The sequence below is a fragment of the Pseudonocardia yunnanensis genome (assembly GCF_039534065.1).
GTDB classification, from domain to species: domain Bacteria; phylum Actinomycetota; class Actinomycetes; order Mycobacteriales; family Pseudonocardiaceae; genus Pseudonocardia; species Pseudonocardia yunnanensis.
The window spans coordinates 152,199-165,611 of sequence record NZ_BAAAUS010000024.1 but is presented as its reverse complement, the minus strand read 5'-3'; the positions used below and the strand labels follow the sequence as shown (position 1 = coordinate 165,611).

Below are 13,413 nucleotides of genomic sequence, written 5' to 3'. Positions count from 1 at the left end.
TCAAGCATGCCCGCGCGCATCATGCTGCACATCGACGGGAAGCAGGTCCCGGCGGCGGACGGCGCGACGTTCCCGCTGAACAACCCCGCGACGGGCGAGCACCTCGGCGAGGTCGCGAACGCCGGTGCCGCTGACGTCGACGCCGCTGTCGGCGCGGCCAGGTCCGCGTTCGAGGACCGGCGCTGGAGCGGCATGCGCCCCCGCGACCGGGCCCGCATCCTCAACCGTGCGGCCGCACTGCTGGCCGACCGCATCGACGAGTACGCCCGGATGGAGACGCTGCAGATCGGACGACCGCTGCGGGAGATGCGCGCCCAGCTGCGTCGTCTGCCGGAGTGGTTGGAGTACTTCGGTGCGGTGGCGCAGTCCGCGGAGGGCACGGCGCCGGAGTTCGGCACCGGCTATCTGAACGTGGTGCGGCGGGTCCCGCTGGGTGTGGCCGGGTTGATCACCCCCTGGAACCACCCGCTGCTGATCACGATGAAGAAGCTGTCGGCCGCCCTCGCCGCAGGCAACTCCATCGTGGTGAAGCCGAGCGAGCTCGGCCCCGCTGTGCCCTCGGCGCTCGTGGCTCTGCTGGAGGAGGCGGGTGTGCCGCCCGGCGTGGTCAACTCCGTCACCGGGTTCGGCGCCACGACCGGCCGGTTCCTCTCCGAGCACCCGGGGCTCGACAAGCTCGACATCACCGGCGGCACCGAGACCGGCCGCGTGGTGGCGGGCAACGCCGGACGGTCCCTGATCCCGGTGACCGCGGAGCTCGGTGGGAAGGCGCCGGTCATCGTCTTCGACGACGTGGACGTCGACGACGCCGTGGCCGGCGCGCTCTTCGCAGCTTTCATCGCGACGGGCCAGACCTGCGTGCAGGGAGCCCGCGTACTGGTGGCGGAGAACATGTACGACGCGGTGGTCGACCGGCTCGTCGACCGCACCCGGGCGCTGCGGCTGGGCGACCCCCTCGACACAGAGACCCAGATCGGCCCGCTGGTCTCGGGGCCGCAGCGGGACAGGGTCGCGGCGGCGGTCGACCGCGCTCGCGAGCAGGGCGCCACCGTGCTGTGCGGAGGCCGCGTGCCCGAGGACCCGCGGTACGCCGACGGCTTCTTCTACGAACCGACGATCGTCGCGGGCATCACCCCGGCACACGACCTGTGGTACGACGAGGTCTTCGGGCCGGTCACGCTGGTCCGTCCGTTCCGGGACGAGGCCGACGCGGTCGAGCAGGCGAACGACTGCGAGTTCGGGCTCGCAGCCTCGGTCTGGACCAGGGACGTCGGACGCGCCATCCGGGTCGCCGACCAGCTCGACATCGGCATCGTGTGGATCAACGACCACCACCGGATCGACCCCGCGTCCCCCTGGGGCGGCTCGAAGGACAGCGGCATCGGCTCGGAGAACGGATGGGACTCCTACCGCGGCTACACCCGCACGCAGAGCCTGATCGTCAACGCCGGGGCGGGTTCCTCCGACTGGTTCGGCAGCAGCGCCGATCTGCGCTACTCGTAGCCGGCCCGGTAGAGCTCGATACGGCAGAAGGGGAGGAGCACGAGATGCCCGACATGGACCTCGTCATCGCGGGCGGCACCGTGGTGACCGCACAGGGACGCAAGAGGCTGAACGTCGCCGTGCAGGACGGCCGGATCAGCTATGTCGGACCGGAGCAGCCCTCGGCCCGTGAGACCGTGGACGCCGGGGGGCTACTGGTGCTTCCCGGCGGGGTCGACACGCACGTGCACCTGATGGACCCGGGGAGCACGGAGCGGGAGGACTTCCCCACGGGCACCAGCGCGGCGGCCGCGTCCGGGGTCACCACGATCATCGAGCACAGCCACGGCCAGCCGGTCGTGAGTGTGGACGACCTGAACGCCAAGCGGGAGTACCTGCGCGACCGGTCGAACGTCGACTACGGGCTCGCCGCGCACGCCTGGCCGGGCCGCTCGTCGGTCGTCCCGGAGCTGGCGGCCGCGGGCGTCGCCTTCTTCAAGGTGTTCACGTGCACCACCCACGGCGTGCCGGGGCACGACGCCGCCGCGCTGAAGGAGCACCTCACGCAGACCGCGCTCGTCGACTCGGTCAGTCTGATGCATTGCGAGGACGAGTCCCTGACAGGAGCCGCGGAGAAGATCCTGCGGGAGGCCGGTCGCTACGACGGCGGGCTGGTGCCCGAGTGGCGCAACCGGGACGCCGAGGTGGTGGCGGCCGCGGTCGCGGCACTCCTCGTCCGGCGTACCGGCGCCCGGGCCACCATCGCGCACGTCAGCCATCCGGAGGTGGCAGAGTACGTCGCCCAGGAACGGGCGCGCGGGGCACGCCTGGCGGCCGAGACCTGCCCGCAGTACTTCCTCCTGCGCGAGGACGAGGTGCTCGAGCAGGGAGCGCTGCGCAAGTTCACCCCGCCGGCCAGGGCTCGTACCGACGACGACGAGAAGCTGATGTGGCAGTTGCTGCGCGGCGGCACCCTGACCCACATGTCGACCGACCACGCACCGTCCACGTTGGAGCAGAAGCGCGAGGGCGACATCTGGAACGTCCATTTCGGACTGCCCGGGTTGGACAGCACCATGGCGCTGTTGCTCGATGCGGCCGCCCGTGGCCATCTGTCCTATGAGGACGTAGCCAGGGTCTACGCGGAGGTGCCGGCGCGCACCTACGGACTCTGGCCGCGCAAGGGCCGGGTCGCGCCGGGAGCCGACGCCGATCTCGTGCTGGTCAACCCCTCGGGCGAGCACGTGTTGCGCAACCAGGACGTGCTCTCCAAGGCCGGGTGGACACCGTTCGACGGGCGGCGGGTGCGCGGCCAGACCGTGCGGACGTACCTGCGTGGCGCGCTGGTCGCGGAGGAGGGCAAGCCGGTAGGTGCCCGCGGAGGCCGCTTCGTGCCGGGCCGGAGTGCTGCGGCCGGCTGACCGCGTGAGCTCCCGTCGAAGCGGAAGAAGGAAACGTGAAGGTCTGTGACGCCGTCGCGCGGTGGTGCGCCGATGTGGAGACGCCCTTCGTGGCCGGAATCCCGCGCAACGGGATCCTGGAGATCATCGACTCGGTGTCGACCGCGACGGATGTGCCGTTCATCCTGACGCGCCACGAACAGAGCGCGTCGATGATGGCGTACTCGTACGCCTTCCAGACCGGCCGGCCCGCCGTGGTCGTCGGCGCCAGCGCGCCGGGCACGACCATCCTGACCATCGGCGTCATGGGGGCGCACGTGGAGTCGCTGCCGATGCTGGTGGTCACCGCCCAGGGCAGCAACGCCCATGAGGGTTGCGAGGCCTTCGGGGAGATCGATCTCTCCGCTCTCTTCGAGCCCATCACGAAGTGGTCCGTGCAGGTCGACGACCCGGGCCACACCATCGAGATCCTCAACGAGGCCTACCGGCGCACGCTCACCGGCCGCCCTGGGCCGGTCCACGTCGCGATTCCGTACGACTTCATGCAGCGGGGGGCCGGTCCGTACGTGCGCCCCACGCGGCCGGTCAGTCCGATCGCGCCGCAGGGCTCCCTCGACGGGATCGTCGAGCTCATGCGCTCGGCGCAGCGACCGCTCATCATCGCCGGAGGCGGCGTACCCCCGCAGAACGCGGACGACCTGCTCGCTGTCGCCCGCGGCTTCTCCGCTCCGGTGGTGCAGTCGTGGCTTCGCAAACCGGTGCCCGACCGCGACCCGCACTGCATCGGGATGGCCGGTATCGGCGGCTCTCCGGCGGCACGGCGGGGCATCCAGGACGCCGATGTCGTGCTGGTGCTGGGATGCCGGTTCTCCGAGCAGATGACCGAGCAGTACGCGATGAGCTTCGCCGCGGACGCGAAGCTCGTGCACGTCGACCTCGACCCCGCCGTCATCGGCCGCGTCTACCCGGTGCATCTCGGGGTGCAGGCCGACCTGGGCGACGTCCTGCCGGGGCTCCGGGCGGCCGTCCAGGCGGCACCGCCCGCCGACCCGTCGGGCTGGTTGACGATGCTGCAGAAGGAGCAGGCCGGTTACGTGCAGGAGCTGGCCTGTTACCGGCGGGACGACACGACACCGCAGAGCCGGTACGTGGTGGAGCAACTGCGCGAGCTCCTCGACGCGGACACGCGCCTGGTGCTCGACTCGGGCAACTACATGCACTGGGCGGAGCAGTACTTCCCGGTCGAGCACGCGGGGCTCTTCCACTATCCGATGGCGGGCACGATGGGGTTCGGGGTTCCGGGCGCGATCGGGGCGAAGATCGCCCACCCCGACGCGTTCGTCTGTGCCCTGGTCGGCGACGGCGGGTTCGTGATGACCATGGGCGAGCTGGAGACCGCGGTCCGGCTCGGCACCCCGCTTCTCGTCGTCGTGATCAACAACAGCACCCTCGCCCACATCCGTATGCGGCAAGAGGCCGACTTCGGGGGGCGCAGCGTCGGCGTGAACTACGGCGAGCAGCACTTCTCGCACGTCGCTGCGGCGTTCGGCGTATTCGGTGCCGAGGCCAACTCGACCGCGGACGTACTCCCGGCGCTGGAGGAGGCGGTCGAGGTGGTTCGCGGTGGTGGCTGCGCCGTCGTCGACGTCCACGTCTCGGCCGAGATGGCCGCCGCTCCGCTCGTACGGTGGTGGCCCCGGAGCGTGTGACATGGTCCGCGCATGTCGGGTGAGGACAGTCGGGTGATACTGCAAGCGCGCGGGACGCTCGTCCAGCAGACTGGTGGAGGTGAATGTCGTGACCACTCCACCGGCTGAGCAGGTGGTTCTCCTCGATGATGGCGGCCGTCCGATCGGGGTGGCCGACAAGGCCACCGTGCACGGCGCGCAGACACCTCTGCATCTCGCCTTCTCCTGCTACGGCTTCGACGAGGCCGGGCGGCTGCTCGTCACGTGGCGGGCCCGGGACAAGCGCACGTTCCCCGGCGTACGCACCAACACGTGCTGTGGCCATCCCGCTCCCGATGAGGCGGGCGAGGCCGCCGTGCGGCGACGGCTGGCCGACGAGCTCGGGATGACCGCGGTGGACCTGCAGCTGGTCCTGCCCGACTTCGCCTATCGCGCATCGGCGGGCGGTGTGGAGGAGAACGAGCTCTGCCCCGTGTACGTGTGCAGGCTGGTGGGGGAGCCCCGACCGCGCCCCGACGAGGTGGACTCGTGGGAGTGGTACAGCTGGGACTCGTTCGTCGCCGACGCCCGCGCCGTTGACAGCGACATCTCACCGTGGGCCCGCTTGCAGGCGCCGTTGCTCGATGCGTGCCGCGACACATGGATGCCACGCCCCGCTTGACCGGTTCGCGTGAAAGGCTCGCCTCACAACCAGCTGGGGGAGCAGCGAATGCACGAGATCACCATGTTCAGCGGGTCGGCGCACAGGGAGTTGGCCGCGGCGATCTGTCATCACCTCGACATACCTCTGGCCCCGACGCGCGTCACGAGATTCGCGAACGACTGCCTCGAGGTACAGCTGCTCGCCAACTGCCGTGAGCGTGACGTCTACATCGTGCAGCCGCTGGCGCCGCCCGTGCAGGAGCACCTGGTCGAGCTGCTTCTGATGCTCGACGCCGCTCGCGGTGCGTCGGCCGCGCGGATCACCGTGGTGATGCCGCACTTCGCCTACGCGCGTTCGGACAAGAAGAACGCGCCGCGGATCTCGATCGCCGCCCGGCTGATGGCCGACCTCATGCAGACCGCAGGCGCCGACCGGGTGCTGACCATGACCCTGCACTCGCCTCAGGTGCACGGGTTCTTCGGCGTTCCCGTCGACCACCTGCACGCCCGGCACGAGTTGGCGAAGCACTTCCGGCGTGGCGACCTCGGGAACTCCGTCGTCGTCTCTCCGGACCTGGGCTACGCCAAGGAGGCCGCGCGGTTCGCGCGGCTGCTCGGGGTGCCGGTCGCGGCGGCCGCCAAGGAGCGGCTGGCGGACGACAAGGTGGTGATCAGCGAGATCATCGGCGACGTCAGGGGGCGCGACGTCGTGGTGCTCGACGACGAGATCGCCCGCGGCACCACCATCCTGGAGCTGCTCGACCGGCTCGCCGAGCACGACGTGGCGTCCGTACGGGTCGCCTGCACCCACGGCCTCTTCACCGACGGCGCGCTGGCCCGGATCGGGGAGCGCGAGGACGTCACGGAGATCGTCTGCACGAACACGGTGCCGGTGCACGACGCGGATCGCGCCTCCAAGCTCACCGTGCTCTCGATCGCACCCGCGCTCGCCGAGGCGGTGCGGCGGATCCACAACGGCGAGTCGGTGAGCGTTCTGTTCGAGCAGATCTGACGGGCGCGGAACCGGATATGACGGCCAGGTACTCCTCCAGGTAGGGAAACCAGCACGAGGAGGCCCGGTTGGGACGCGACGACGCGGGATTCCGGGCTTTCGTCACCGCGCGGTACGGGCCGCTGGTCCGGGCGGCCGTGCTGCTGGGCTGCAGCCGTCCGGACGCCGAGGACGCCGCGCAGGACACACTGAGCCGCTGTTACGCGGCATGGTCGCGGGTGCGTGCTGCCGACGACCCGGAGGCCTATGCCTACCGGGTGCTGGTCAACGGGATCTCCAGGGGCAGGCGCAGGCGGTGGTGGGGTGAGGTGCCGCACGCCGAGCCGCCCGAACCGGCAGGGCAGGCCGGTCCCGAGCCCGAGGTCCTGCTGCGTACGGCCGTCGGCGCGGCGCTGGCGAAGCTCCGGCACGAGCACCGGCAGGTCGTCGTGCTGCGCTTCTTCGCCGATCTGAGCGAACGCCGCACCGCGGCCGTCCTCGGTGTGCCGGCCGGCACCGTGAAGAGCCGGACCGCCCGGGCCATCGCCCTGCTGGCCGCGGACACCACGCTCGCGGACCTGCTGCCGACCGCGGAGACGGAGCCGGGATGACGCCAGACGACATCAGCCCAGACGACATCGGCACGGACGACATCGGCACGGACGACATCAGCGTGCTGCTGCGGCGCACCGCATCGGGGCTCGACGTGCGGGACGCCCCCGTGGAGGAGATCGTCCGCGCGGGCCGTCGCCGCGCCCGCCGACGGGTCGTGGCGCAGGTGGCCTGCACCGTTGCGGCGGTCGCGGTGGTGGTCGTGCTCGTGCCGCTCGGGATCGGGGCACGTCCCACCTCGCCGGCCGCGCCGCCGGCATGTGCGGCCGAAATCGCTCCTGCTGTGCTGCCCGAATGGGCCAGGACCGGCTTCTCCGCGCCCGAGCCGACGATGCCCTACGTGCTCGGCGACGGCGGGCACATCGCGGCGATCCTGTTCGGCCCACTCACCTCTCCGCCCGAGCCGGGGCGGAACAACAAGATCCTCTGGGTGGCCCGGGAGCCGGCATCCCCCGGCCCGCTGCTGATCACCGCGCGCCGAAGCCCTGACGCCCCGCCTGTGGTCCGCGAGGTGCCGGGAGGACCAGGGCCGTCGGGGATCGACCTGCCCACCCCCGGTTGCTGGACGCTCGACCTGCGGTGGGGCGAGCGCACCGACACCGTCCGGCTGAACTACCTCCCCGGCTGACCGCCGCGGCCTGCGGATGCCGCGACGATGGGCGAAGATCCGGCCGTGCACAGCAAACTGGTCGCCGTGGCGGTCGACTGTCTCGACGCCGAGCGGTGTGCCGCGTTCTGGTGCGCGGCGCTCGGCGTCGAGGTGCTCGGCCGGTGGCGGGACGCCCATGAGGTGCAGTACGTGGAGATCGGCACGCCGGACAGGCCGATGCTGGTCTTCCAGCCCGTTCCCGAGGGCAAGGCCGGGAAGAACCGCCTGCACCTGGACATCGCGCCGGCAACCGGGTCGCAGGAGGACGAGGTGGAGCGGCTGGTGCGGCTCGGTGCGATGCGGGTCGCGGACGAGGCCGAGCACCCATGGGTGGTGCTCGCCGATCCCGAGGGCAACGAGTTCTGCGTGCTACCCCCGCGCTCCGGCTGAGCGCCGGGGGTAGCACGCGGTCGGGCGAGCGCTCAGCCCGGCGTGCCCTCGACGCGGCAGGTGTTGCGGCACTCGCCGATGCCCTCGACGCGTGTGACGACCTGCGAGCCTGCTCCGAGGTAACGCTGGGGCTTGCGCGCGTGGCCGACGCCGCCGGGGGTGCCGGTGGCGATCAGGTCGCCGGGTGCCAGCGTGATGATCGAGGACACGTACTCGACCAGCGCCGCGGGGTCGAACACGAGGTCGCTCGTGTGGGCCTTCTGCATCAGCTCGCCGTCCACGCTGCACGTGAGCTCGCCGGGCACCGCCCCGTTCTCGGTGGTGACCAGCCAGGGCCCGACCGGCGTGCTCGCCTCGAAGGTCTTGCCCTGCAGCCACTGCAGAGTGCGGTACTGGAAGTCCCGTGCGGTGATGTCGTTGACCACGGTGTAGCCGGCGATGGCCGCCGCGGCCTGCTCCCGGGTGGCGTGGCGCACCTCGGCCCCGACCACGACGCCGAGCTCGGCCTCCCAGTCCACCTGCTCCGACCCGGCCGGCAGCGTGATCGGGTCGTAGGCGCCGATCAGCGACCGCCCGTACTTGGCGAACAGCGTGGGGACGTCCGGGAGCTCGCGGCCCATCTCCAGGATGTGCGCGCGGTAGTTCAGCCCGACGCACACGATCTTCTCCGGGAACGGCACCACGGGCGCGTAGTCCAGGGTGGCCAGGTCGTGGCGGATGCCGTCGGCCGCGGCCGCCTCGGCACGCCAGTCCGGCCTGCGCAGGAGAGCGCCCAGGTCCGGGTGGCCGAGGTCGACGGCGTCGTCGTCCTCGACGCGGACGGCGCGGGTGCCCTCGGCGGTGCGGACGGTGGCGAGTCTCATGCGTGTTTCCCTGCCTGTTCCTTCTCGACGGTGCTGCGGGCGAGGCCGAGAGCCTCGAAGACCGGGTCGTCGCTGAACCGGAAGGCGTCGAGGCCCTCGTCGGCCGTGATCGTCACCGGGGCCCAGGACGGCACGGCGAACAGGTCGCCCGTCGCGACCTCGTACCGCTCTGCGCCGACCGTGACGACGCCGGAGCCGGAGAACACCTGCCACACAGCCGAACCGGCCACGCGCGAGGTGGCCGACCGGGCGGCCGGGGCGAGCCGGTGCATCTCGCAGCGGATCGTCGAGAGCGCGTCGCCGCCGGTGGCCGGGTTGCTGAACCGGATGGCGGCGTGCCCGGGGGAGATCACGCCGGGGTGCCCCTCCCGCTCCAGCTCGAGCTGGGCCGTGAGCGCGGCGTCGGTGTGCTCCCAGCGGTAGGCCATGAGCGGCGACGCAGGGGTGCGCGGCGCGCCGATCGGCCGCAGCCCGGGGTGCGCCCACAGCCGCTCGTTGCGCGATGCCACCGGCGTCTCCCGGGTGGCGAGCTGGTCGGGGCCGAACTCGAAGAACCCGGCGTCGAGCTGGCGGACCAGCGGGATGTCCAGTCCGTCGACCCAGGCCATCGGGTGATCGGTGGTGTTGTGATGCTCGTGGAAGTGCATGCCCGGGGTGAGCAGCAGGTCGCCGCGGCGCATCGCGACCGGGTCACCCGCCACGTTCGTCCAGACGCCCTCGCCCTCGACGACGAACCGGAACGCGGTCTGCGTGTGCCGGTGCGCGGGCGCCTCCTCGCGCGGGCCGAGGTACTGGATGGCCGCCCACAGGGTCGGGGTGGCGTAGGCGGTGCCGGGCAGACCGGGGTTGGCCAGCGCGATGGCCCGGCGCTCGCCGCCGCGGCCCACCGGCACCAGCTCGCCGCTCCGCGCGGCCAGCGGGTACAGGGTGGACCAGCGCCAGAGCATCGGGACGGCAGCGGGCTCCGGGGTCTCGGGCATGAGCCCGGCCCGCTGGGTCCACAGCGGCGCCATGTGGGCTGCGGCGAAGTCGGCGTAGAGCTGTTCGAGCGCCGCCGCTTCCTCCGCGGTGGGCTCGGCGACCGGCCGCGTGTCGGTGCTGGTCATCGAAGCACTCCTTTCCGAAGATCTGTCTCTCCCGAAGCTAGGAACTTCCGCCGGACCCGTCTCGTCCCGCGCACGACATTCGGTCATGCAGAATCTCGGGGATGCCGACACCGACCGGCTCGACCTCCGCCGACCGCGTGTTGGACCTGCTCGCACTCCTGCATGCCCGCGGCCGGCTCCGGGTGCACGAGGCGGCACTGGTGTTGGACGTCGCCCCGTCCACGGCGCACCGATTGCTCACGACCCTCGTCCGGCACGACTTCGCACGCCGGGACGTCCGGCACGAGTACTTCCCCGGACCGGCCCTCGACGTCGTGGCCGTGCCGCCGGTCGAACCCGTGGACCTGGTGGCCTGCGCCCGCCCGCACCTGGAAGCACTCGTCGCGCAGGTGGGGGAGACGGTGCACCTGGTGGTGCTGGAGGGCACCAGCGCCCGGTTCGTCGCGGTGGTCGAGGGCAGCCCGGCCCGGCGGGTCGCTCCCCGGGTCGGGCTCCTGATGCCCGCGCACCTGACCTCCGGCGGCAAGGCGTTGCTCGCCGAGCTCACCGCCGACGAGCTGGGCGAACGCTATCCGCGCGGCCTACCGCTCACTCCGGACGCCGCGGGCCCGGCTCTCGCCGCGCTGCGCCGTGAACTCGCCGGGATCCGGCGGCGCGGCTACGCGCGCAACGTCGAGGAGACCGAACGCGGCGTCAGCGCGGTGGGCGCGTGTGTGCGCGACCGGCGTGGCCGCGCGGTCGCGGCGGTCGTCATCGGCGCTCCCAGTTCGCGGGTGCACGGGCGTGCCCTCGACGAGCTCAGCGCGCCCCTGCTCGCCGCCGCGGCGGCTGTCACGGAGGCGATCTCCGCTGGGTAGCCCCTGCGGGAGAGCGATCCCGACCTGACCGCGCTCGCTGTGCCGACGGCACAAGTTCCGCAGTACGGAACATCGTCGTCATATTCTTCCTATCAGAGGAACAAGCTCGTAACCTTCCGCTCGCCCCTGGCGTGGGCATCGGAGCGAGCGGGAGACCTGCATGAGCAACGGCGCGGACGGACGAACGCTCGTGTGGACACTGGCGCCATGAGCACACTGCTGGACCGAAAGGTCCCGCCCGCCCTGCGCGCGGTGCTGGACCAGGACGACAACGAGGGCTTCACGATGGCCCTGCTGACCGTCACCGAACAGGCGTTCCCGCACCAGGCGCTGATCAGCGTCGGTGAGATCGTCGTGCTCGACGAGGAGCACGTTCGGCTCGCCACCTGGCCGTCGAGCACCACCACCCGGAACATGGCGCGGACCGGGCGCTGCGCACTCACCGCGGTGGTCGACGGCGTCTCCTACACCGTGCTCCTGGCCCTGGCCTCGCACGGCGAACTCGCCCTCCCCGGAACCGCGCTGACCGTCGTCGACGGGCGCGTGGTGGAGGCGAGCGCCGACACGGCGCCGTATGCCGTGCTCGAGTCGGGCATCCGGTTCCGGCTCACCGACCCCGCATCCGTGCTCGACCGATGGGTCACCACGCGCCGCCTGCTGCGCGAGCTCGGCCCGTCCGTCTGGTCAACCCGAACGACAGGAGATCAAGCACCACCATGACCGCAACCAACCGCCCCGAGATCGTCATCGTCGGTGCCGGAGTCGCCGGGCTCGTCCTGGCCCTGGAACTGCACGACGCCGGGATTCCGTGCCGCGTCTACGAGTCGGTGTCCGAGATCCAGGCGCTCGGGGTGGGGATCAACGTCCTCCCGCACGCAGGGGCCGTCCTCGGGCAGCTCGGTCTCGAGGCCGACCTGTCGGCGGCCGCGGTGCTGACCAGGGAATCGGTGTTCTTCACCCGGTTCGGCCAGCTCGCCTACCGCGAGCCCGCGGGCCGTGACGCCGGCTATCCCGACCCGCAGTACTCCATCCACCGCGGCGACCTGCAGGCCGTGCTCCTCGCCGCGGTACGCGAGCGGCTCGGGCCCGACGTCGTCGTGACAGGACACACCTGCACCGGCGTTCGCGACGAGGAGGGCCACGTCACGGCCGAGTTCCGTACCGCGGACGGTGCGGTCGTGCGGGTCCGGGGCGATGCGGTGATCGCGTGCGACGGGGTCAACTCGGTGATCCGCAAGCAGCTGCACCCGAAGGAAGGCGAGCCCCGCTACTCGGGCGTCACGATGTGGCGCGGGGTGACCGTGTGGGAGCCGTTCCTGTCCGGCGGCAGCATGGTGCGCATCGGCTGGCTCGACAAGGGCAAGCTCGTGATCTACCCGATCCGCAACAACGTCGACGCGCAGGGCCGCCAGCTGGTCAACTGGGTGGCCGAGCGGGAGACCCCACAGCGCACCGACCGCGACTGGATCCGTCAGGGTGAGCTCGCGGACTTCGCCTCCGCGTACGCCGACTGGCACTTCGACTGGCTGGACGTGCCGGCGTTCCTCGAGGCGACGGACACCGTCCTGGAGTACCCGATGGTCGACCAGGAGCCGCTGGACTGGTGGACGGCCGGGCGCCTGACGCTGCTCGGCGACGCCGCACACCCGATGGTGCCGCGCGGCTCGAACGGGGCCGGGCAGGCTGTGCTCGACGCGAGGGCGTTGCGGATCGCCCTCGTCGAGGAGCCGGATGTGCACAGCGCTCTGCAGGCCTACGAGAACAAGCGCAGGCCCGCGACGGCCGCGGTGGTGCGCACCAACCGCGCCAACCCGCCGGACGCGATCCTGCGGGAGGTGAGCAGGCGCAGCGGTGACCGGCCCTTCGCCCGCATCGAGGACGTGATCAGCCACAAGGAGCTCGCTGCGATCTCCGACGGCTACAAGAACGTGGCGGGTTACGCGCTCGGCACCTCCGGAGCGCGTTCCTGAGCAGCCGTTGACCTGACTGTATTCAACACTGTATTCAGAAGGGGCCCCAGCGTCGCGCAAGAGCGAGGGACCCGATGCCGACCACCACGAGCTCCACGGCGAGTCTCGCTGAGCGCGCCGTCCTCGCGGTCCGTGAGCTGATCCACGACGGAGGGCTGCTGCCCGGCCAGCCCATCCGTCAGCTCGCGCTTGCGGAGCAGCTGGGCATGAGCCGGGTTCCGCTGCGGGAGGCGTTGAAGAACCTGCAGGCCGACGGGCTGGTCACGGCGTCCCCGACCGGCGGGTTCGAGGTCACGCGGCTCTCGGCCGACGAGCTCGGGCAGTTCTACCTGATGCGCAGGTTGCTCGAGTCCGAGCTGCTGCGTCGCATCGAGGCGGTGCCGGAGTCCGAGCTGGAGCTGCTCGCGGGGCTCAACGCCCGGATGGCCGAGATGGTCGACCAGCCGTCACGAGAGCTCCGCGCGCTCAACCGCGAGTTCCACTTCCGGATCTTCGGACTCGCCGCCGGGCTGGGTCACGTCGTGGCCGAGGTCTCCCGGCTCTGGGACCGCACCGTCCCCTACCGCGCCGTCTACAGCTCGGAGCGCTCGGCCCGCGCCCTGATCGTCGCGGAGCACGACGCACTACTCGCCGCGCTCGGCGACCGGGACGTCGAACGGCTGGTCGCGGTGATGGACGGCCATCGCTCCGCCAGCGAGCGCGACGTGGTCCACGTGCTCACCCGGCCGGGCCCCGTGCTCGGTTAGCGCGCACGTCGACGCCC

14 protein-coding genes are annotated in these 13,413 nt (G+C 71.6%); 12 read left to right on the top strand and 2 right to left on the bottom strand.

Features of this window, described 5'->3' with window-relative positions; genetic code table 11:
• Nucleotides 1-6 precede the first annotated feature (6 nt).
• The 8 genes from ABD743_RS22400 to ABD743_RS22365 all read left to right on the top strand — a co-directional run bounded on the left by ABD743_RS22400 (nucleotide 7) and on the right by ABD743_RS22365 (nucleotide 7,854).
• On the top strand, nucleotides 7-1,503 hold the full coding sequence (locus ABD743_RS22400; protein ID WP_344724109.1) for an aldehyde dehydrogenase family protein: 1,497 nt from the start codon (nucleotides 7-9) through the stop codon (nucleotides 1,501-1,503).
• A 44-nt stretch (nucleotides 1,504-1,547) separates the two neighbouring features.
• Complete coding sequence (locus ABD743_RS22395) at nucleotides 1,548-2,903, top strand: dihydroorotase (RefSeq protein ID WP_344724108.1); 1,356 nt, start codon at nucleotides 1,548-1,550, stop codon at nucleotides 2,901-2,903.
• A gap of 35 nt (nucleotides 2,904-2,938) precedes the next feature.
• Nucleotides 2,939-4,591: a thiamine pyrophosphate-binding protein gene (locus ABD743_RS22390; protein ID WP_344724107.1), complete on the top strand. Its 1,653-nt coding sequence runs from the start codon at nucleotides 2,939-2,941 to the stop codon at nucleotides 4,589-4,591.
• A gap of 88 nt (nucleotides 4,592-4,679) precedes the next feature.
• Entirely contained in the window at nucleotides 4,680-5,231 is a 552-nt protein-coding gene (idi, locus tag ABD743_RS22385; RefSeq protein WP_344724106.1) for an isopentenyl-diphosphate Delta-isomerase, read from the top strand.
• Between the two features lie 48 nt (nucleotides 5,232-5,279).
• A complete protein-coding gene (locus tag ABD743_RS22380; protein ID WP_344724105.1) occupies nucleotides 5,280-6,224 on the top strand; it encodes a ribose-phosphate diphosphokinase in 945 nt (314 codons plus the stop codon).
• Between the two features lie 68 nt (nucleotides 6,225-6,292).
• Nucleotides 6,293-6,814: a SigE family RNA polymerase sigma factor gene (locus ABD743_RS22375; protein ID WP_344724104.1), complete on the top strand. Its 522-nt coding sequence runs from the start codon at nucleotides 6,293-6,295 to the stop codon at nucleotides 6,812-6,814.
• Entirely contained in the window at nucleotides 6,811-7,443 is a 633-nt protein-coding gene (locus ABD743_RS22370) for a hypothetical protein (RefSeq protein ID WP_344724103.1), read from the top strand. The genes ABD743_RS22375 and ABD743_RS22370 overlap by 4 nt, the downstream gene beginning before the upstream one ends.
• Nucleotides 7,444-7,470: 27 nt before the next feature.
• Nucleotides 7,471-7,854 (top strand): VOC family protein, encoded by a 384-nt coding sequence (locus ABD743_RS22365; protein WP_344724102.1) that lies wholly within the window; start codon nucleotides 7,471-7,473, stop codon nucleotides 7,852-7,854.
• A gap of 32 nt (nucleotides 7,855-7,886) precedes the next feature.
• Here ABD743_RS22365 and ABD743_RS22360 read toward each other — a convergent pair whose 3' ends face one another.
• Entirely contained in the window at nucleotides 7,887-8,717 is an 831-nt protein-coding gene (locus ABD743_RS22360; RefSeq protein ID WP_344724101.1) for a fumarylacetoacetate hydrolase family protein, read from the bottom strand.
• Nucleotides 8,714-9,823 carry a cupin domain-containing protein gene (locus tag ABD743_RS22355; protein WP_344724100.1) on the bottom strand — a complete coding sequence of 370 codons (1,110 nt, stop codon included), beginning with the start codon at nucleotides 9,821-9,823 and terminating at the stop codon, nucleotides 8,714-8,716. Before ABD743_RS22355 ends, ABD743_RS22360 begins: the two co-directional genes overlap by 4 nt.
• 101 nt (nucleotides 9,824-9,924) lie before the next feature.
• On the opposite strand from ABD743_RS22355, the gene ABD743_RS22350 reads away from it, so the two are divergent.
• From ABD743_RS22350 to ABD743_RS22335, 4 genes are all read left to right on the top strand, one after another.
• Nucleotides 9,925-10,680, top strand: coding sequence for an IclR family transcriptional regulator (locus ABD743_RS22350; RefSeq protein WP_344724099.1), 756 nt, complete (start codon nucleotides 9,925-9,927; stop codon nucleotides 10,678-10,680).
• Between the two features lie 207 nt (nucleotides 10,681-10,887).
• Nucleotides 10,888-11,400 (top strand): hypothetical protein, encoded by a 513-nt coding sequence (locus ABD743_RS22345; protein WP_344724098.1) that lies wholly within the window; start codon nucleotides 10,888-10,890, stop codon nucleotides 11,398-11,400.
• A complete protein-coding gene (locus ABD743_RS22340) occupies nucleotides 11,397-12,650 on the top strand; it encodes a flavin-dependent oxidoreductase (RefSeq protein ID WP_344724097.1) in 1,254 nt (417 codons plus the stop codon). Before ABD743_RS22345 ends, ABD743_RS22340 begins: the two co-directional genes overlap by 4 nt.
• Nucleotides 12,651-12,724: 74 nt before the next feature.
• On the top strand, nucleotides 12,725-13,396 hold the full coding sequence (locus tag ABD743_RS22335) for a GntR family transcriptional regulator (protein WP_344724096.1): 672 nt from the start codon (nucleotides 12,725-12,727) through the stop codon (nucleotides 13,394-13,396).
• Nucleotides 13,397-13,413: the final 17 nt, after the last annotated feature.